The following is an 18,943-nucleotide window of genomic DNA, read 5'->3' as shown; positions in this document are numbered from 1 at the left end:
CCTCCTCATGACTTCGCCAGCAACTTCGCCTCGGCTTCCGCAAGCTGCGTATAATTCGGCTCCAAGCGGTGGACATCGGCAAAATCGCCTGCAGCGTACGGTCCCGCCCCGATTCTGCCGATCCAACGCGCTTGCATATGAGCGGGCATGATTCGGATTAGCTCGCCGAACCGCTCCTGCAGCCGTTCCGCTTCCGTGCGATGGAGTTCGATATCGCCCGCAAACCAAACCCGCGCCGGCTTCACATCCGGCACGCTAAAGGGCGGCAACCCGAAACCGGCGCCATCCTGCCGCGAATTGTTCCCGTCCGCTCCGTTCGAATCGGATTTCCCGCCAAGCTTAAGCGAGCGGTCGGTCCCGATACATGCTTCCAATCGCGCGGCCACCGCATCCGCCCAGTCCCGCATTAAGCGAATTCCGTCCGGCGCGCAGCGCTGCCAATGCAATCCCGCTCCGGCGCCGGCGAACAACGCCGTATACACCTGTCCGCGCCGAGCGTCCATCAGCGGGATCACCCAATCTACCCCGTTGCCTTCTCCGCTCCAAGATGAGAAAGGCTCCTCCGGCGCTAACATCGGTACGTTTCGCAGCATATTGCCTTCTGCCGCTTCGTTTGCGCTCTGGTCCGCATCGGCATGTTCTGCATCATCCTGTTCTGCATGACCCTGTTCTGCATGACCCTGTTCTGCATTGCCCTGCCGCAAACCGCCGATCGCCAACGCCTCCAGGCTCGATACGCCGACAATCGGCTTGCTCCAGGTCCATGCCAACGTTTTGGCCACCGTAATGCCAATGCGCACGCCCGTGTACGATCCCGGCCCCCGTCCGACTATAATCCCGCCAATATCGCCCGGCGTCATGTCGAGCTCGGCCAACAACCGCTTCACCGTCGGCACCAGATGCATCGAATGATTTCGTTCCGAATGCGAGGATATTTCGCCGAACGCTCTCGTTCCCGCTTCGTCCGTCACGGCAACGGTCAGCGCGGCGGTAGAAGTGTCAAGCGCCAATAACCGCTTATTCGCCTTATCGTCGTTTAAGCCCATAACTTATACTCCATTCCGTTTCAAGTTGTCGCACCATGAAGCATACGGTTCTCCATAAGCCTCGCAGCGAAAAATCCGCTCGGTAGCGCCGATCGTTTCGATGTAAATATGCAGATGCCGCGGGGGCAGCAGGTCGGCGATGATGCTGGCCCATTCCACCAAAGTCAGGCCTTCCCCGTAAAAGTATTCATCCAAGCCAAGCTCGTCCGCTTCCTCGAGCGAAATCCGGTAGACGTCCATATGATATAAAGGGAACTTCTTCCCTTCGTATTCTTTAATAATCGTAAACGTCGGACTGTTGACGATATCTTTCACCCCGATCGCCTTCGCGAGCGCTTGTGAAAATCTCGTTTTCCCGGCGCCGAGATCCCCGTCAAGAGCAATAACGGCGCCCGGTTCGATCCAGCCCGCCAGCGCTGCCGCAAAACGCTCCGTTTCTTCTTCGCTATGCGATTCGTATGCAAATGTTGCGGTTTGCGTCAATATCGCTCAACTCCCATTCTTCATCAGTGAACATTATTATGCAAAATGATTATAACCGCGCTTTTCAAGCACATGGCGCTTTCCGTTTCTGTCCTGCAGCATCATCCCGGAAAAATCGCCGCTTGCCTCGCCGATGACGGCAAAGCCGATTCCTTCGCGGGCAAATCGTTCCCTGGCCTCATCGGCCCGATCGGCCGGCAATGTGCCCACCAGTTGATAATCCTCCCCGCCGAACAATATCCAATCCAGCGGATCCGCCCCTTGTGTCCGGGCATATTCGTTCAAAGCCGGATCGAGCGGAATGCGGGCGGCATCGAGTATGATGCCGACGTTCGACGCTTCGGCGATTTCGGCAGCATCGCTCGCCAGCCCGTCGCTAATATCGTTCAAGGCATGTCCGAATCCGCATTCCGCCAACAGACGCCCTGCCCGCACCTGCGGTTCGGGACGGCGATGAGCAAGCACCAAAGGCCGCACGGCCGGCGGCGCCTCGGAAGCAGGTATGGCTTCCGTGCCGCCTGATCGCTGCAGCCAATGCAGCCCTGCGGCGGAGCAGCCGAATCGGCCGCCGGCCACGAACACGATGTCGCCGGGCCGGGCGGCGGAGCGAAGCAGCGATCGGCCCCGTTCGATTCGTCCGATGGCCGTAACGCTTACGATCATATGCGCCGGCGACGCCGTTGTATCGCCTCCGATGATTTCAACGCCGTAAGCGTCGGCGCATTGATAGATTCCGTCGTATAGGCTGCTTAAACGACCGGGATCGTATGCGGGCGGCGCAGCGATCGAGACGAGCGCGTAGCATGGGACGGCTCCCATCGCCGCCAGATCGCTTATATTGGAAGCGATCGCCTTATAGCCGACATCTTCCGCGCTCATCGTTCGCGAATTGAAGTGGATTTCCTCCACCATCATGTCGGCCGTAACGACCCATTCCGTGTCGTGCGCCGCCTCCACCACCGCGGCATCGTCCCCGATACCGACGACAACGCCGCGCTCGCGGGCTTGCTCCGCATTCGCACGCCCGCCGGTCAACATCCTGATGAGCCCGAACTCGTCCAGTTGTGACATCCGTTCACCTTCCACGTGATATTGACCTTATTATATCGGTCTCGTTTCTGCGCCGCAAGCAACGATTCGCGCATCGTTCTTTCAAGCCGCCGGCGGGAATACGCTCCTCGACCTTGCCGGCGGGTCGGCCGGGCCCGATCAAGATACGGATGTTTGTGCTCAAGCACCGCATTCCGGCACTTTGGCGGACTCGCACGCAATTGTGTATGATTTTTCACATACATTTGCAGGATCAGGGCACAAATCGCTGTTTGTGTACGAAATTTCGAACAAAATCGGCCATTTCGATACGTACGCCGCTCATTTTGTATGATTTTTCACATACATTTGCAGGATCAGGGCACAAATCACATTTTGTGTACGAAATTTCCACCATCGTCCGTCGCCCGCTAGTCCCAACCTATCATCCACCGTCCACTATCCCGCTAAGTCACCACCCGCCGTCCGCTATTCCGCCAGTCCATCATCCACCGTCCACTATCCCGCTAAGTCACCATCCTCCGCCGGTTCGCCAACCGCCACCCCCGCCCTCTCATCCGAGCGACAACAGCAAAAACCGGCGCTCATAGCCGAGACGCCGGTTGCAACAGCTTATTGTGCTTCCTGCAAACGATCGACGGAAACGGTTTGCGTGTTGCCGGGGTTGGTGCCGACCTGCACCGTCGCCATCCGGTTCGCTTCGTCCACGCTTTCGATCCACACCGAGTTGCCGTCAAGATGCACGGGAAACATATCTTTGGAATGCAAAATTTCCTTTGCGCGGTTAACGTCCATGCTACACCTCCAATAAGCTCAATATTCGAGCATAAAACATTGTTTCGCCATACTATATCGTCGCCGGTTACTTATCCGCCGATTCGTCCGTCTCGTCCATCGTATCGGTCGTCGAGGCCCCGATAAATCCGTTTTGTCCCGTCACTTGTCCGCCGCCGAGCCCTTCGTTTACCATACGGTCGATATCCATAAAATACGATTTTCGGCCTTCGCTTATCTCATCCCGTTCTTTTTCCTCGTCCTGCCTTGCCATCCCATCGCACCTCCGCTAAATAGTTTGCCCCGGATACACATATACTAACAGCGGTTGTTCAAATTGATACATCCACCACTTACGCAAAGGAGATTCTAATGTATGCATACCGTCTGGAAAGGAGCCATCAGCTTCGGGCTGGTTCATGTGCCTGTCAAAATGTTCGCGGCAACGGAAGATAAAGATATTTCGATGCGCTACATTCATAAAGTTTGCGGCAGCCCGTTGTCGTATGTGCGAACGTGTCCGGTTTGCGAGCAGGAAGTCGGATGGGACGACATTTCGAAAGGATACGAATACGAAAAGGGCAAGTTTGTCCTGTTTGAAAAAGAAGAGCTCGAACAATTGAACGACGAAGCCAACAAAGCGATTACGATTATGGATTTCGTCGACTTGAAGGAAATCGATCCGATTTATTTCCAGAAAACATATTATTTATCGCCCGATCACGCCGGTGCGAACGCCTACAATTTGCTGCTTGAGGCGATGCGCCAAACGGGCAAAATCGGCGTCGCCAAAATTTCGATCCGTTCCAAGAGCAGTCTGGCGGCGATCCGGGTGATCGACCGTTGTCTGGCGATCGAGACGATATTTTATCCGGATGAAATCCGGTCGATCGAGAAAGTCCCCAACCTTCCCGAACAAATCAACGTCAACGATAAGGAACTCGGCATGGCTAAGCTGCTGATTGAGCAATTATCGACGCCGTTCGAGCCGCAGAAATATACGGACGATTACCGCGAACGGGTACTCGCGGCAATTCAGCAGAAAGTGGCGGGCGAGGAAGTAAAGATCGCGCCGGAGCAGAAGCAGCAAGCGAATGTGGTCGATTTGATGGCGGCTTTGCAAGCGAGCATCGAAGCCGTCAAGCCGATCGCGCCGGACCCTGGCGAGGCGACGCCGCGTAAACGCGCGCGCAAAACGCCGGCAGCGAAGAAAGCCGCGGAAACGGCGGAAGCCGAAGCGCCGGCCGTGACAGCGCCCAAACGAACGCGCGGCAAGAAAACGAAGGAATCGGTGTAGCTTATGAACTGCCCGCCGGAACCGATGGCGCCGATTTCATCGGATCGCATTCCCGAAGGCGACGATTGGGTGTATCAGTTGAAATGGGACGGAGTCCGCATGTTGGCGCATGTCGACCATGGCCGGGTCGAACTGTACTCGCGCAAACGGCTGAATAAAACGGCGGTATATCCGGAAGTGGTGCAACAGCTTGCTCCTTTGCAAGGACATTATTGGCTGGACGGAGAGGTCGTTTATTTCGATCCGGAATTGGGACGGCCCAATTTCCAGAAGGTGCTGCAGCGCGAGCGTATGCGAGGCGTGTCTTTGAACGCCGCTGCGGCGACGCCGATCGCCTATGTTCTGTTCGATATTCTGATGATCCGGAACGAGGATTTGCGCGGCTTGCCTTATTCCGAGCGGCACCGGAGGCTCGCAAGCCTGTTTCCCGAGGCGAAGCCGCAGTTGTTCGTCACCGACCAATTTCAAGACGGGCATGCATTGTGGGCATGGATCGAGTCCCGCCAATGGGAAGGAATCGTCAGCAAGCGGCTTTCGTCGACTTACCATGAAGGGAAGAACCATCAGGATTGGTTCAAGAAAAAAACAAAGCTGCTGCTCGTTCCCGACATCGTCGGCGTCAAACGAAACGAAGGGCGGGTGGCAAGTCTTGTCATGCGTTCGGAGAACGGGGGATACATCGGCAAAGTTTCGCTGGGACTCACTACGGCAACGCGCCAATGGCTGGAGGATTACGCCGAATCGCATCCGCGCGGGCGCCCGGCTTTTCACCCTTTGCCCGCGGATTTGGCGAAAGAAGAGATCAGGTGGATCGACGAGGATCATATATTGAAATGCGAGGTAACCGGGCTGGAGTTTACGGGGGACGGGCTCTTGCGGCATCCGAAAATCGTCAAACTGCACATGAAATGATCAACGAGCCCGCTCACAAAAAACTTAGCGTGCGCTTCCGAAGCGAGTTTTGTTCGAAGCTTCTCCCGGAAGATACGCTCACAAAACTTTTAAGGAGTGCCTCACATGAGCAAAAGCGCGAAGGGAACGCTCGCGATAGACGGCGAACAATTGACGATCACCAATCCCGATAAAATGTTATGGCCGGAACAAGGAATTACGAAAGGTATTTTCTTGCAAAAACTGGCCGAACTCGCTCCCTTTCTCCTGACGTATTGCCGCAACCGGTATTTAACGACCATCCGATATCCGGACGGTGTCGACAAACCGTTTTTTTACCAAAAAAACTGTCCGGAACCGAAACCGGATTTCGTCAAAACCGCCAAACACGAACAAATCAATTACGTCCATCTCGACTCCTTGCCGACGCTGCTCTGGCTCGGCAATTTGGCATGCCTGGAATTCCATCCTTCATTCCATTATATTGGCGACCCGCTCCCCGCCGAATGGCTGATCGATCTCGACCCGAGCCGGGAGGAAGAGCCCCGCATCATGGAAGCGGCGGCGCTCGTTGGCGACGTGCTGCATTCGCTTGGCATCGAATCGGTTCCCAAAACGTCGGGCGCGACGGGCGTGCAAATTTTCGTGCCGATCGAACGCGGCCTCACCTTCGACCAGCTGCGCAAAATCGGCAAATTTATCGGGACGTACGTCGTCGAGAAAAGGCCCGATTTGTTCACGATCGAACGGCTCAAAAAAGACCGCGGCACCAAAATCTATTTCGATTATTTGCAGCATTACGCCGGCAAAACGTTGTCCGCCCCTTACACCCCGCGCGCCCGCAAAATCGCGTCCGTATCCACGCCGTTAACATGGGACGAGGTGCGCCGGGACGTTCATCCCACCGACTTCCATTTGCTCAATATCGGCGAACGGCTGCGCCGGACGGGGGACTTGATCGCCCAAACGCGGCCGCAGCGGCTAAGCGTCATTCTCGAACATTTAAAGTGAGATTCGAACAGTCAAGCCAAGGATTTCGAAGAATGCCGGATTTCCAGCAAGAGAATCGTCGCAATTTGAAAAAATAAATACGAGCAAAAAGGCCGCCAGCCATCCCCTCCATCCACCCTCCTTATCCAAATGGTTACAATTTTTTAGCATGTTTTGCGGGACAGTCGAATAAATAGCAAGTATAAACCCTTTTTTAGGAGAGTAGCCATGAAGAAGCGATGGGTCAAACAGAAGATGACATTGCTCGTCATCCGCGAGGCCGATCAATCGGTCAAACAACTCGATATGTCGAAGATGCTCGTTGTCGCGGTTCCGCTCGCCGCCGTGCTGTCCATATCCGGTTTTATCGTCGGTCTCGAGATGAAATCTTCCGCCCATATTCGCAGTTTGGAAAGCATGATGGCCGAACGCACGATGCAGATGGAAATCACGGTGAAAAACAAGGAACTTGCGATCCAAAAGTTGCAAAACGAAATCATTCGCCTCTCCTCGCAAACGCAGGACATGAAAAACGAAATGCAGAACATTACGGAACTGGAGCAGCAATTGCAGCAGCTCATCGATACATACGGCGTGACGGAACCGACGAAGACGAGCGAAATATCGGCATTATCCTGGGACGCGGTGGACAACGTCGGCGGAGATTTGATTGAAGCAAGCCAGGAACAAATTTTGCAGCTGGCGCAGGATACGCGCTCCGATCTGAATCAAATCAAGGAAATGCTCGGCACGATGCGGCATAACGTATCCCAGACGCTGCACAAAGCCCAGGTCGTCGCGGGTACGCCGACCGAATGGCCGACGGTTTCCACCCGTCTGACGTCAAGCTTCGGTTACCGCAAAGATCCTTTGACGGGCAGAGCGGCTTTTCACGCCGGCATCGATATCGGCGGCAAAGTCGGCGATCCGGTGTTTGCGGCCGCGGACGGCAAAGTCATTACGGCGGACAAAGACGGCTCCCACGGCAAATACATCGTCATCGAGCACCCGAACGGATTGAAAACATGGTATATGCATCTGCATAAAATCGAAGTCGAAGTGAACGATACCGTGTCCAAGGGAGACCGAATCGCGCAGCTAGGCAATACCGGCCGCAGCACGGGGCCCCACTTGCATTTCCAGATCGTGCAAAGCGACAAGCCGATCGATCCGCTCCCGTATGTGAAAAATTCGAAAAAATAAACAACCGACAGCGGCTTTGTTGCGAAATACCGAAATACTCAAATACTCAAATACTCAAATACTATACTCAACGGGTTAGGAGGAACCTTTCATGTTGAAAGAATCGAAAAAGTCCCAGCGCCCTACCGACACGCTGATCGGACAAGGAGCCGAATTCGAAGGGCGGATGGAAGGCCAGGCCAACCTGCGGATCGAAGGGCAATTCAAGGGGGAAATCGTGGCCGCGGGCGATGTCATTATCGGCGAGAAAGGAGTCGCCCATTCGAACATTTCCGCCCAGAACGTCATTATCGCCGGGAAAGTGATCGGCGACATTGCGACCAAAGGGAAGCTCATTTTGCTAACAACCGGCCAGCTCTGCGGCAATTATTCCGGGCCGTCGCTGATCATTCACGAAGGCGCCGACTTCAACGGATCGAGCCAGATGGAAAAAGGCCCGGCTGCGGCGCCGCTTCATAAAGAACCGGAGACGACGAACGAAAAATCGGCCAAAAATAAAAAGCAAGCGGGATAAAACCGTTCCGCTCGCGGAAAGTCATGCAATATCTCTTCTCGCGAACACGATCCAGGAGATAGCGAGAAACGCCGCAAAATAGACGGCCAGCACCGCTGAGGAGAAGCCGAAGCTCATTCCCGGATATGGCGTGCTGCCGTGCATATAGTTGTACAAATGCATGTTGTGGAAAAGCAAATATTTGGCCCAGCCGTACTTGTCCGGATGGAGCAGCATCGGCACCATATCGCCGAACATGAATACAAACATCGCCATTCCGATCGAAAGCCCATTGCTGCGAAAAACGGCGGACAACATGAACGTAAATGTGGCAATCACGAGCAAATCGATAAATTTATAAACGGACGTCATGAGGAAATCCGACCATAATCCGGGCCCGGGCATATTCGGGAACAGAAGCGCCGATATGCCGAATACGAGCGCAAACACAAGCACGCTCATGAACAACGCGAACAGAACGAGCGCTATATATTTGGAGAGCAATATTTTGCCCCGGGTCCAAGGGCGGATCAGCAGCAGCTTGATCGTTCCCCAGGCAAATTCGCTGGAAACGATGCCCGCGGCGACCACAATCGTCACAATGGTAATGCAAACGTTCAGCATCGGCAGCAAGCTGAACACCATATCTTGAAGCGTAATCGCCGCAGATCGGTCGACCGTATACGACAAAAGCGGAATCAACAAGGACAAGCCCGCCAATATCCCGATCATGACCCATGTTCCCAAGCGAAGGTATATTTTCAAGTTTTCATTATGAACTAATTTCCAAAAGCTAAACAATCTGCTCACTTCCCGTCATTTCCAGAAATTGATCTTCGAGCGATTTCGTCAGCGTACGAATGCCGTACACTTTAATGCCGGCTTGCACCAATTGCGCGTTCGCTTCGGCAATTCGTTCGCGGTCCGCTTCGACGATCAGCCTCTGCCCGTCCGCCGAGACGGACGCTTCCGTCCAGCTGCCTGATAATGCGTCCAGCGCCGCATCGGGACGATCCACCTCAAACTCCGCCTGAACGATGCCGGAATAACGGCCCGCATCGTGAACGGAGCGTTCGTCGATCAAACGCCCGTTCTGAATAATGGCGACCCGATCGCACATCAGCTCCATTTCCGATAGCATATGGCTCGACACGAACACGGTGGTCCCTTCCTCCCGGGCCAATGCGCGCAAGTAATCGCGCAATTCGCGAATGCCGGCCGGATCAAGCCCGTTCGTGGGCTCGTCCAGCACGAGCAAGGAAGGACGGTGCATGATCGCTTGCGCCACGCCTAACCGTTGCCGCATTCCAAGCGAATACGTCTTCACCTTATCGTCAATCCGACGTTCCAGCCCTACTAAGCGGACGACTTCGTCGATTCGCTCCCGCGTAATATTCGGCATCATCCGCGCAAAATACGTCAAATTTTGATATCCTGTCATAAATTTGTACATTTCCGGATTTTCCACAATCGCTCCGATATGGCGGACCGCCTGCTCGAACGATTTCGAGATGCTTTTGCCCTCAATCCAAATATCGCCCGCGGAAATGGAGCTTAACCCGACCATCATGCGAATGGTCGTCGTTTTGCCGGCCCCGTTCGGTCCCAGAAAACCGTAAACTTGTCCGGCGGGAATATCCAATGTCATGTTATCGATAATCGTGCGGGAACCGATTCTTTTCGTAACGTCCCTGAACTGCACAACCGTCTTGTCTGCCAACCTGATTCCTCCTAGGCTTATTTCGAATAATCGGACAAATCGGACCCGGAGACGGAAGAGAACATATCCGAGACCGGACGGACGTAACAGGCTTCGCAACAGCCTAGCGGCGTTTCAATGCGGAAATAGCCGGTGCGAAATACGGAAACAGCCCGTAACGACGGCACAATTTGACCGCATGCCAAACAGTAAATATTGTCCGTTTGTTTCATATTATCGTTCCCTTCTAGAAACGTCTTCAACAATTTGCTACAATATGTATCATTTTTACAATTTACCTCAACAAACTAACGTTGTCAAGTTCAAGTTCTGAACCGCTCCGCGACAAACCGCAGTTCCCCCAGCAAATCCGACAGCGCCACTCCCTCGTTCCGGCACTGCTCGGACATCGCTTCCGCCCATTCGCCGCGCGCTTGGATCCACCGGTCGAATGCGATCTGCAGCAATTCCGCCGTTCGTACGTCGGTTATCCGCAGACGCCGTCTCCCGAGCGGAAATAAAGCGGATAATTGTTCCTCCGCCCGCACCGCTTCCGGAACGCCGATGACAATCCGCCGCGTCAAGCGGGAAGAAGGATCGTAGGGATGCAGCGGATCGGATAGCGGAGGGATCATCCATAGCTGGACCGATGGGCCGTATCGTTCCTGCAAGCTTTGCGCCAATCTGCCGCAAGTTCCCGCCCGCACTGCCGTATGAACCGCAACGATCCGCGCCTTGCCGAGATTCGGGCCAAGTTCTTCCAGTATCCGCCCTGCCTGCCCCTCCGCGGACGATAGCTCAGTTCCCTCTCCCGAACCCGAAGCGTCGTTTGATAGAGGCAAGGCGTATACGACCGCTTCCGCATGCCGGACGGCATACGAAACATTGACGGTAAAGAGGAGCAGATCATTGTCGGCATATTGTTTCCACGCCTTCATCCGTTCGGCCGCAAACGCCGTCCGGTCCGGCGCGTCTCCCCGCAGCCGGCCGATCCGCCCGGCATCGCGGTCGGCGACGACGACACGGTGTCCGAGGGCCGCCAAGCGAATCGCGCAACGCAATCCGTCATCCCCGGCTCCGAGCACAGCGCATCTCACAAACCGCGCCCTCCTTTAAGTTCGTGTTCAAAAAGTCGACTTTTCAGCACCGAGAAGGTTGCGAGAACCCTTGGGCCATGCTTCCGAAGCGAGTTTTGCTATGCAAAACTTTCAGGAGGAGCGGAGTGTAGGCAAAACCTACATGAGCACCTGCAATGTTTCCGGAGGAAACATCCTTCGTAAGCATACGCTCTTCGAGGGTGAACGCAAGATTCGATGTCGAGTTCGCTCCCAGTTCATCTTCGTGATCAAAAGGGGACTTTTTGAACAACCTCTTTAACAACGATAATTTTACCGCTCCTCACATCTTATTCTTCTCTATTCTATGATATGCCAACCAAAGTTGATTCTTTCCCCTATCACTTTTTATTTGCGAGTTTCATATGTTATATCAAATCTGCTGCATAAGCATACGGAAAGTGTGGTGAATCAAACATGGCGAATATAGTGGATATTAAAGATTTCGGTGCGAAAGGGGACGGGGTCGCGGACGACGCGGCGGCCATTCAGCAAGCGGTCGACAGCGCGAAGGGAACTCCGGTTTTCATCCCGCCCGGCACTTATCTTTTATCCAAATCTATCATCTTGCCGCAAGGCAAAACGATCATTCAAGGCGTTGGAACGCTGAAAAAAACGGGAAATTTCGGGGGAACCGGCCTATTGGTAGACTCTAACGGCGGGGCAACCGGACTGATCGTCGGCGGAATCGGATTGGACGGCAACGAAGCGAACCAATCGCTGCAAAGCCCGCATTACCAGGTCGGCGTAAGATTAGACCGCTCCAGGAATGTTGTCTTTGACGGCGTGCAATTATATAATACGGGATTTCGCGCGTTAGACATGCGCTACTGCGACGGTATCGTCGTTACGAATTGCATATTCCAAAATTGCGGGGTCAATATCGGCGGAAGCGGCGGAGCGAACAGCAATAGCGGAAACGCGATCAGCTACGATTTTTGCAAAAACTTGATCGTAAAAGGCAATACGTTCCGCCGATGGGGAGACAGCGGCTGCGACGGCATCGAAGGACAAAACATTGTAATCGAAAACAATATATTTCTCGGAGCATCCTACTTCGGTTTGGAACCGATTTACGAAGAAGGGGGAATCGGCGCGACCGGCTCGGATCGAGTCGTCATTACGGGGAACTTCGTGCAAGCCCGCAAAGGAATCGCAATCGAACCGTTTACGAAAAGCGGCCGCGACATTCTCGTATCGGGCAATATGGTGAAGACGAATACGTTATGCGGCATCTTCGTCACAGGCAGAGCGGACCTGGGCTTTTCGATCTCGGAAATTCGCATTGTCGATAATATGATCGAAATGACATATCCGGGCGAAGAAGCGAATGGAGGCATCTATATCGGGGCGAACGTCTTCGACTGTTCGATCGAGCGGAACGCGCTTAACGGCAACGGCGATTTGTCCAACAGCAGTGAGGGAATCGGCGGCATTACCGTTCGCGGCGACGCGAATGCGAGAAACAGCGATATTTCCATCCGAAACAATACCGTAACCGGATTCAGAGGATACGGAATTTACGCGCGCTATACGGACGGACTTACGGTCGAAAGCAATATTTGCAAACATAATTCGAAGCAGTATACCCCAGTAGGCTACCGGGGCGACATCTATTTGCTCGGTTGCCGGGACGCCGGCTGCTCAGGCAATACCGTCATAGTCGATCCGCTTCATGCGAGCAACGCGATCTATTTCAACGGCTCGACTTGCACGGTCGGAGCCAATGCTACCAACGCCAAGACGTTGTACGGTTCCGTCGATTCGAATATGCTCCCGTCCCGATTCGATCGGATCGAGATCGGCGGCTCCCTCGTCAGCAGCGCCAGCGATCTTCCGGATGCCGGCGCTTTCCGGAAAGGCGATTGCCTGTACCGGACCAATCCAGAGCCGGGCGGATACGTCGGCTGGGTATGCACCGCCGCGGGTATTGCCAACAAGAACGCTTGGGCGCCCAGAAAAGCTTATACGGTCGGCACGACCGTGAACGCCAATAATAAAGTATACCGCTGCATCGGTGCGGGCACGTCGGGAACTTCGGCGCCGTCCCGCATCTCCGGCGCGATAACGGACGGTACGGTCGTATGGGCGTATGTCGACGCGCTGGCCGTGTTCAAACCGTTCGGCTTGATCGGCTCATAGTCAAATGGACAGTATCGCTCCCCTCCGCTAGCGCATAGCGGAGGGGAGCTTGTTAAGCATCAAGCAGCCCCCACCTTGTAGATCGGATGAGGGCTTGGATGAAGGGGCCAACGGACCGCTTTATACGATTCTATTGGATTTTGTCCAATGAATTATCCTTTTAGCCCCATCATGCGATTCTCCATTGGATTTCTTCCAATAAAATCTTCGCAAACAGAGCAGAAAGACGGGGAAATACGGAAAATATTGGATATTTTCCAACGGGAATGCGCACTTCTACTAAAAACACCCAATTCGATTGGACATCATCCAACGGCCTATCCCCAACCGATACTTCAATTCAAACACGGTCTCGATCACAGTATTGAAGATGGGCTCAGTTTGACGCTTACGGAACTCGTTATGTAAGCTGGTCGACGATCAAATCGTGAATTCTGCTTTTCTCTTGCGAATCGACGATATAATAATAGATGCGATCGATCATTTTCCCTTTGCCGTTCACAACCTCATGATGAAATTCGTACCGGTGCGGCTTGTATTTCATAAATAACGTTTTGATCCGGTCCCATGTCAAATTCGTTTTTACATCGTTCTTGAGAATATCCAATATGCCCGGCAAATCTCCGATATTGGCAATATCACGCAGCGAATCGAACAATCCTTTCAGCAGCTGCTGCTGGCGCAGCGTTCTGCCTACATCTCCGCGGGGATCGTCATTGCGCATCCGGGCGTAAGCCAGCGCGGCTTCCCCGCCCAGCACGTTCTTTCCTTTTTCGAATACATATCCGTCGTGGTCGAAATAAAACGCATTATCTACCTCAACGCCACCCAACTGATCGACGATCTCCGCAAATCCTTCCATATTCGTTTTGACATAGTAGTCGACGGGCGCGTCGAGCAGCCGTTCCACCGTTTCGACGGACATCGCCGTTCCGCCGAATGCATACGAGTGGTTGATTTTGTCGACCGTGCCTTTACCCGCAATTTCCACCCGGGTATCGCGCGGAATGCTTACGAGAAGGACGGACCGTTTCGCCGGATTCACGGTGGCGAATACGATCGTATCCGCGCGCCCGACATCCTGCTCGCGTTCGTCCACGCCGAGCAGCAGCAAGGAGAACGGCTGCAATTCCTCGCCGTCCATCTCCGCCGCGTTGCCGGGCATGGCGTCGGCTTCGCCCTGCCCGCGCACCGGGACGGGATTGTCGCTTGCTTGCGCGCGAAGCGGCGATTGCGGGCGATTCGGCAGCGGCTCGTACATCCGGTCCACCGTTTGCTTAACGCTTATATAGGCGTACAGCATCGTTCCTCCCGCCAGCAACAGCAATCCGGCTCCGATGCAAGCCGCTATTTTCATCCATCGCCTCATGCTCGACTCTCCCCATTATCGTGACCGTATTACGTCTTTCCGCCCACTTCCATCATCATTCTTACGCTAGTATCGACTTTAGCGAGCCAGCCCGGCATTTGCGCTTCTTCCGGCACGAGAGCCGCAAGCTTGCGCGCCGGATCGAATTCCTTCAATCCCGCGATCAGTTCCTTGTCCCGCAAAGCGGCCGGAGTCGACACCCGATAATAAGCTCCGCCGATTCTGCCGACGACATAGCGCGCCAGCGACGTTTCAATCTCCAAATTCGAGAATTGATACACGGCATGAATGTCCTGCGCATCGTCCAAGTTGCCGATGCGAAACGTTCGTCCGCCGCCGTTCCCCGATTGCGTTAGCGCCGGCAAATCGCCGGCAAGCCACGCGGTCGTATGTACGGGACGGAAACCGACCCTCTCATACCAGCCGAGCACGCCTGCGTTCGAGACGAATCCATCGAGCGTAATCTCCCGTACGCCGTACCCCTCGGCATACCGTATGCCCCACCGGAGCAACGACTTCCCAATCCCTTTTCCTCTCGCTTCCGGGTGCACGAACAAATTGTTCAAATGCAAAGCGCGGACGATTAAACGCCACTCCGCAAAGCCGAGAAGAACGCCCCGTCCGTCCGCAATTCCCATAAACGTCGAATGGAGGGAGAAGGGGGGACGTTCAAGAAACGGGATGATATATTTGCGGTATCCTTCGCATGAACAAATCGTCATTTCGTAAATGCCGGGCTCGGAACCGAGCCGGATCAATTCGAAAATGCCGGATGCATATTCCGGTCCTAACCGGATCACATCGTAGCTCCCTTGCATCCCCATCGCATCCCTTCTCATTGAAGCACCCGCTTCCCCGCGACGGACGAGACAAGCGTCATGATGGCATCGATGACTCTGTTCTGATCTTCCTCCTGCAAATCCGATCCGGAAGGAAGGCAGATGCCGCTGCCGAACAACTCATCGGAGACGCTGCGATGTTGCTCATGCGGATAATAGGAGCATGATTGAAACAACGGCTGCAGATGCATCGGCTTCCACACCGGCCTTGCCTCGATATTGCGCCCGGCCAGTTCCTCCAGCAAACGGGATCGGTTCCATCCCGTCCGCTCGGCATCGACGGTCAACGCCGTTAACCACCGGGTGGAGCGGCCGTAAGGAGCCTCCGGCATAAAGGCGATGCCATCCAACCGCGACAAGGCGCGGAAGTACCGGTCGTACACCCGTCTACGGGACTCCACCCGCTCTTCGAGCACCCGCAGCTGCCCTCTGCCGATAGCGGCCGCTACATTGCTCATCCGGTAATTAAAGCCGATTTGCGTATGTTCGTAATGAGGTACGGGCTCGCGCGATTGCGTCGACCAGAAGCGCGCTTTGTCAAGCGCCTCCAGGTCGTCGGATACGATGGCTCCTCCGCCTGATGTCGTAATCATTTTGTTGCCGTTAAAAGAATAAACGCCGAACCGGCCGAACGTGCCGCTTGAGCGCTGCCGGTAGGTCGCTCCCAACGACTCCGCCGCATCCTCGATCACCGGTACGCCGTAAAGGCCGCAAAGCTCGAGAATCGGAGCCATATCGGCGCTCTGGCCGTACAAATGGACGACGACGACAGCCTTCGGCAGCCTTCCCTGCAGTTCGGCGTCAATGAATGCGCGCTGCAGCGCGGCCGGCGACATATTCCACGAATCCGGCTCCGAATCGATAAAAACGGGGACCGCCCCTTCGTACAAAATCGGATTCGCGCTCGCCACAAACGTTAGCGTAGAGCAAAAAACGGTATCTCCGCGCCCCACTCCCGCCAGCCTTAATGCGAGATGAATCGCTGCCGTGCCCGAGCTCAGCGCAACCGCGCCCGCCGTTCCCACCGCTTGGGCAAGCTCGCGCTCGAAGGCGTCGACATGGGGGCCGAGCGGCGCAATCCAGTTGGTTGCGAACGCCTCGGCTACATACTCTTGTTCCAGATGGCCGATATGCGGATTGGACAAATAAATTCGTTTGGCGTTCATCGCCCGTCACCTTCCCGATAAGGTTGCAAACGGCTCCGCCGTCTCCCAGCGGCCGCGGTAAACCGGATAATAATCCGGATCCGTCAAGCAACCCTGCCTGCTTCTAATTTCGTAAAGCTCATCGTAAACCGCTTGATTATGCGTTTTTTTGCCGATGCAGAAATCGGCCAAATTGCTTGGAGCGAACGATTTTTTGTAAATAAAGATACCGTCGTTTTCTTGATAACCGCCGCCGAGCACATACTTTTCAATCCCTTTGCCATGCGCCCACATCACCGCGAAATGCTTCAAGAAATTTTCGGAACTGACATGGTAATAATCGAACAGCGTCCCGCCCAAAAACGCGTATAAATATTTGTCGTCGTAGAAGGCCAGTTCCGACGAAATGATGCGTCCTTCGTACCACGCATGGAAAAAAACGAAGTTTCCGCGGAATCGGGACACGATATGTTGGAAATAGGAGGAGCTGAAATAGTAGTAATCCGCCGCTTTCCGGCGGTTCATCGTATGATTGTACACTTGCAGAAATTGCTCCAGCTTTTCCCCGGTTTCATCGACTGTTGCGGTAACGCCGAGACGTTCCGCTTTCCTGACCTTTTTCCGGCTTGTTTTCAAATACGATTTCAAAAAATCTTCTTCCCGCCATTCCGGCTTAATGTCGATGTACACGTTCAGCTTTCTTTTCTCGACGTCCATATGCTTCGCAAGCTTGCCGGCGCAAGGCCGAAGCGGGTGAAAGCGGGCGAATTCCGTCACGATGTTGCTTGCACGGCAATAACGGTCGAACGCCGACCGAAATTCCGCAATCAGCCGTTCCTCGCGGTCGGGACTGCATTTCACGAGCGGCCCGCCGAACCCGTACGCGGTGCTAATATCGTAATATCGGTTCCGCAACGTTTCGGGAAGCCAGTCGCCTTCGATGGTTTTTTTCAAATACGGGTAAAAAACGAATTGGCCGTCGTCTTCGTAAACAGCGGCCTGGGGCAATCCTTCATTCAGATATAAACGATAATATTCCAGCTTCCACATAACGGCGTCGTCGAATTGGCCGACGTACCTGTCCCACTCCTGATCGTCAATATGGCTTATTACTTTGAACATATTCGGATACTCACCTCATACGGAATTGTCGGAATTCGCGACTTATCGCAATAAACTAATAAAATTGCGCACATATCCGGCGATCGATCCGGCATGCTGCAATGACACATTGACCCACGGAAACGATAAGGCGATGTCGATTTCCGTCTCTTTGGCGGCATCCAATTCGACCGTTTGAACCGACGTATAGGCGGGTGCCGGATCCGCGCCTTGCCTGACGACGAGCGTCCCCCCGTGCTCCAGCTTGACGATGCCGCGCAACCGTTGATACGGAAACGGCTTGAACCATCCGTAGTCCTTCCGTTCGCCGGCGTCCATCGTCCCGTAATCGTCGATCCATCTTTCGTCGATCGGGGGAAAGTCCGGCTTCGGGAAAGCCGACATTTCGGTCCAGCAGGCGGCGGACAGTTGAGTGCCCCCCGGTTTGTCTCCGCCGCTGACCAACAGCAATTGCTTCCCGCCGTGCGGTACGACGCATGATTTGTAGATGCGCCAGGCCAACCGCTGATCGATTCCTTTCGGAACGCATGGAAGTTCGTCGATATACCAATTTTCGCCGTCAATGCTGCTGCCGTAATACAATTGGGTCGTATTCAGCGTGCTGTAGCCGCCCGTTCCCGCCGAAGCGACCGTATGATACAGCGCCCCGTCTCTCCAAACGTCGCAATGCCATATCGTCAAATTCGGCCGCGTGCTGGTGCGGCAGCGTCTCCCGTCGCCCCAATGGACTCCGTCGTTCGATTGGTATCTATAAAGTCCTCCGCCCTCGTCCTGCTTGCCCGCCCACATATGCCATTGTCCCGAGAAATAATGGACGGAAGGCGAGACGACCGTCTCATCGGACGTGCAAAATTCGCGCGGGGCCCAGTTCGATCCGTCCGTCGTCATGCGGCGCAAAAGCGTGTTTCCGTCCCTGTAATACAAATACAGCACGCCATCCTTAAAGAGCAGATTCGGATCGGACTGGAAATCGCCGATAACCGCCGTATCGATCGGATTCGTAAAATTCGGCGGCGCCGTCCACTCCAGCAAATCGTTCGAGACGAAGATATGGGTATTCTCATAGGCGGCAATCCCGTTCTTATACCCCGATACTGCCATCCAATAAGCGTAGCCGTTCCATTTCTCGGGAAAATAAACGACGGACGGGTGTACGGTTTGACCCGACCCGTCCGCAGTAGGCAGCCAAGGAAATTGAAGTTCGGAAACGATCCTGAGGCGAGAAGAATGGCAATGATCGACAGCTTGCGTTGCTGCATGATTTGCGATAATTAACGATTGCATC

At 54.5% G+C, this 18,943-nt stretch carries 20 protein-coding genes; 6 read left to right on the top strand and 14 right to left on the bottom strand.

Features of this window, described 5'->3' with window-relative positions:
- Nucleotides 1–5 precede the first annotated feature (5 nt).
- The 5 genes from tsaB to LQ229_RS09295 form a co-directional block, all read right to left on the bottom strand.
- Entirely contained in the window at nt 6–1,046 is a 1,041-nt protein-coding gene (gene tsaB, locus LQ229_RS09315) for a tRNA (adenosine(37)-N6)-threonylcarbamoyltransferase complex dimerization subunit type 1 TsaB (protein ID WP_230191555.1), read from the bottom strand.
- A gap of 3 nt (nt 1,047–1,049) precedes the next feature.
- Entirely contained in the window at nt 1,050–1,529 is a 480-nt protein-coding gene (tsaE, locus tag LQ229_RS09310; protein ID WP_230191554.1) for a tRNA (adenosine(37)-N6)-threonylcarbamoyltransferase complex ATPase subunit type 1 TsaE, read from the bottom strand.
- A gap of 36 nt (nt 1,530–1,565) precedes the next feature.
- A complete protein-coding gene (thiL, locus tag LQ229_RS09305) occupies nt 1,566–2,600 on the bottom strand; it encodes a thiamine-phosphate kinase (protein WP_230191553.1) in 1,035 nt (344 codons plus the stop codon).
- Nucleotides 2,601–3,191: 591 nt separating this feature from the next.
- Nucleotides 3,192–3,374 (bottom strand): H-type small acid-soluble spore protein, encoded by a 183-nt coding sequence (locus tag LQ229_RS09300; RefSeq protein ID WP_216539165.1) that lies wholly within the window; start codon nt 3,372–3,374, stop codon nt 3,192–3,194.
- Between the two features lie 67 nt (nt 3,375–3,441).
- Nucleotides 3,442–3,627, bottom strand: coding sequence for a hypothetical protein (locus LQ229_RS09295; protein ID WP_216539166.1), 186 nt, complete (start codon nt 3,625–3,627; stop codon nt 3,442–3,444).
- Nucleotides 3,628–3,729: 102 nt separating this feature from the next.
- Between LQ229_RS09295 and LQ229_RS09290 the strand changes: the two genes are divergently transcribed.
- From LQ229_RS09290 to LQ229_RS09270, 5 genes are all read left to right on the top strand, one after another.
- Nucleotides 3,730–4,650, top strand: coding sequence for a Ku protein (locus LQ229_RS09290; protein WP_230191552.1), 921 nt, complete (start codon nt 3,730–3,732; stop codon nt 4,648–4,650).
- A 3-nt stretch (nt 4,651–4,653) separates the two neighbouring features.
- On the top strand, nt 4,654–5,562 hold the full coding sequence (locus LQ229_RS09285; protein ID WP_230191551.1) for an RNA ligase family protein: 909 nt from the start codon (nt 4,654–4,656) through the stop codon (nt 5,560–5,562).
- 105 nt (nt 5,563–5,667) lie between these two features.
- Nucleotides 5,668–6,552 carry a non-homologous end-joining DNA ligase gene (ligD, locus tag LQ229_RS09280; protein WP_230191550.1) on the top strand — a complete coding sequence of 295 codons (885 nt, stop codon included), beginning with the start codon at nt 5,668–5,670 and terminating at the stop codon, nt 6,550–6,552.
- 207 nt (nt 6,553–6,759) lie between these two features.
- The gene (locus tag LQ229_RS09275; RefSeq protein WP_230191549.1) at nt 6,760–7,734 is read left to right on the top strand and encodes a M23 family metallopeptidase; all 975 of its coding nucleotides are present in this window, start codon (nt 6,760–6,762) and stop codon (nt 7,732–7,734) included.
- A 91-nt stretch (nt 7,735–7,825) separates the two neighbouring features.
- Nucleotides 7,826–8,248: a polymer-forming cytoskeletal protein gene (locus tag LQ229_RS09270; protein WP_230191548.1), complete on the top strand. Its 423-nt coding sequence runs from the start codon at nt 7,826–7,828 to the stop codon at nt 8,246–8,248.
- A gap of 21 nt (nt 8,249–8,269) precedes the next feature.
- Here the strand turns inward: LQ229_RS09270 and LQ229_RS09265 are convergent, their stop codons facing one another.
- The 4 genes from LQ229_RS09265 to LQ229_RS09250 all read right to left on the bottom strand — a co-directional run bounded on the left by LQ229_RS09265 (nt 8,270) and on the right by LQ229_RS09250 (nt 11,023).
- Nucleotides 8,270–9,037: an ABC transporter permease subunit gene (locus LQ229_RS09265; RefSeq protein ID WP_230191547.1), complete on the bottom strand. Its 768-nt coding sequence runs from the start codon at nt 9,035–9,037 to the stop codon at nt 8,270–8,272.
- A complete protein-coding gene (locus LQ229_RS09260) occupies nt 9,021–9,947 on the bottom strand; it encodes an ABC transporter ATP-binding protein (RefSeq protein WP_230191546.1) in 927 nt (308 codons plus the stop codon). The genes LQ229_RS09265 and LQ229_RS09260 overlap by 17 nt, the downstream gene beginning before the upstream one ends.
- Nucleotides 9,948–9,964: 17 nt before the next feature.
- Nucleotides 9,965–10,159 carry a hypothetical protein gene (locus LQ229_RS09255; protein ID WP_216539173.1) on the bottom strand — a complete coding sequence of 65 codons (195 nt, stop codon included), beginning with the start codon at nt 10,157–10,159 and terminating at the stop codon, nt 9,965–9,967.
- 90 nt (nt 10,160–10,249) lie between these two features.
- Nucleotides 10,250–11,023, bottom strand: a complete 774-nt coding sequence (locus LQ229_RS09250) for a hypothetical protein (RefSeq protein ID WP_230191545.1) — start codon at nt 11,021–11,023, stop codon at nt 10,250–10,252.
- 435 nt (nt 11,024–11,458) lie between these two features.
- On the opposite strand from LQ229_RS09250, the gene LQ229_RS09245 reads away from it, so the two are divergent.
- Complete coding sequence (locus LQ229_RS09245; protein ID WP_230191544.1) at nt 11,459–13,183, top strand: glycosyl hydrolase family 28-related protein; 1,725 nt, start codon at nt 11,459–11,461, stop codon at nt 13,181–13,183.
- Nucleotides 13,184–13,583: 400 nt separating this feature from the next.
- Here LQ229_RS09245 and LQ229_RS09240 read toward each other — a convergent pair whose 3' ends face one another.
- Genes LQ229_RS09240 through LQ229_RS09220 form a run of 5 tightly spaced genes read right to left on the bottom strand, consistent with a single transcriptional unit; the run spans nt 13,584 to nt 18,942 of the window.
- Entirely contained in the window at nt 13,584–14,552 is a 969-nt protein-coding gene (locus tag LQ229_RS09240; RefSeq protein WP_230191543.1) for an LCP family protein, read from the bottom strand.
- A 29-nt stretch (nt 14,553–14,581) separates the two neighbouring features.
- A complete protein-coding gene (locus LQ229_RS09235) occupies nt 14,582–15,376 on the bottom strand; it encodes a GNAT family N-acetyltransferase (protein WP_230191542.1) in 795 nt (264 codons plus the stop codon).
- Nucleotides 15,377–15,387: 11 nt separating this feature from the next.
- Nucleotides 15,388–16,557: an aminotransferase class I/II-fold pyridoxal phosphate-dependent enzyme gene (locus LQ229_RS09230; protein ID WP_230191541.1), complete on the bottom strand. Its 1,170-nt coding sequence runs from the start codon at nt 16,555–16,557 to the stop codon at nt 15,388–15,390.
- A 6-nt stretch (nt 16,558–16,563) separates the two neighbouring features.
- The gene (locus LQ229_RS09225) at nt 16,564–17,658 is read right to left on the bottom strand and encodes a GNAT family N-acetyltransferase (protein ID WP_230191540.1); all 1,095 of its coding nucleotides are present in this window, start codon (nt 17,656–17,658) and stop codon (nt 16,564–16,566) included.
- Nucleotides 17,659–17,700: 42 nt separating this feature from the next.
- A complete protein-coding gene (locus tag LQ229_RS09220) occupies nt 17,701–18,942 on the bottom strand; it encodes a hypothetical protein (protein WP_230191539.1) in 1,242 nt (413 codons plus the stop codon).
- Between the last annotated feature and the right edge of the window lies 1 nt (nt 18,943).

It is taken from the genome of Paenibacillus sp. CECT 9249, from assembly GCF_918697855.1.
Classification (GTDB): Bacteria; Bacillota; Bacilli; order Paenibacillales; family Paenibacillaceae; genus MSJ-34.
This window is presented reverse-complemented; position numbering and strand designations above follow the sequence as displayed.

Excerpts from the sequence above, each read along its gene's own strand:
- LQ229_RS09275 (WP_230191549.1), top strand. The coding sequence starts at position 6,760 with ATGAAGAAGCGATGGGTCAAACAGAAGATGACATTGCTCGTCATCCGC.
- LQ229_RS09240 (WP_230191543.1), bottom strand. The coding sequence starts at position 14,552 with ATGAGGCGATGGATGAAAATAGCGGCTTGCATCGGAGCCGGATTGCTG.
- LQ229_RS09295 (WP_216539166.1), bottom strand. The coding sequence starts at position 3,627 with ATGGCAAGGCAGGACGAGGAAAAAGAACGGGATGAGATAAGCGAAGGC.
- tsaB (WP_230191555.1), bottom strand. The coding sequence starts at position 1,046 with ATGGGCTTAAACGACGATAAGGCGAATAAGCGGTTATTGGCGCTTGAC.
- LQ229_RS09235 (WP_230191542.1), bottom strand. The coding sequence starts at position 15,376 with ATGGGGATGCAAGGGAGCTACGATGTGATCCGGTTAGGACCGGAATAT.
- LQ229_RS09245 (WP_230191544.1), top strand. The coding sequence starts at position 11,459 with ATGGCGAATATAGTGGATATTAAAGATTTCGGTGCGAAAGGGGACGGG.
- LQ229_RS09255 (WP_216539173.1), bottom strand. The coding sequence starts at position 10,159 with ATGAAACAAACGGACAATATTTACTGTTTGGCATGCGGTCAAATTGTG.
- LQ229_RS09225 (WP_230191540.1), bottom strand. The coding sequence starts at position 17,658 with ATGTTCAAAGTAATAAGCCATATTGACGATCAGGAGTGGGACAGGTAC.
- LQ229_RS09270 (WP_230191548.1), top strand. The coding sequence starts at position 7,826 with ATGTTGAAAGAATCGAAAAAGTCCCAGCGCCCTACCGACACGCTGATC.
- ligD (WP_230191550.1), top strand. The coding sequence starts at position 5,668 with ATGAGCAAAAGCGCGAAGGGAACGCTCGCGATAGACGGCGAACAATTG.
- LQ229_RS09220 (WP_230191539.1), bottom strand. The coding sequence starts at position 18,942 with ATGCAATCGTTAATTATCGCAAATCATGCAGCAACGCAAGCTGTCGAT.
- LQ229_RS09230 (WP_230191541.1), bottom strand. The coding sequence starts at position 16,557 with ATGAACGCCAAACGAATTTATTTGTCCAATCCGCATATCGGCCATCTG.
- LQ229_RS09290 (WP_230191552.1), top strand. The coding sequence starts at position 3,730 with ATGCATACCGTCTGGAAAGGAGCCATCAGCTTCGGGCTGGTTCATGTG.
- thiL (WP_230191553.1), bottom strand. The coding sequence starts at position 2,600 with ATGTCACAACTGGACGAGTTCGGGCTCATCAGGATGTTGACCGGCGGG.
- LQ229_RS09285 (WP_230191551.1), top strand. The coding sequence starts at position 4,654 with ATGAACTGCCCGCCGGAACCGATGGCGCCGATTTCATCGGATCGCATT.
- LQ229_RS09300 (WP_216539165.1), bottom strand. The coding sequence starts at position 3,374 with ATGGACGTTAACCGCGCAAAGGAAATTTTGCATTCCAAAGATATGTTT.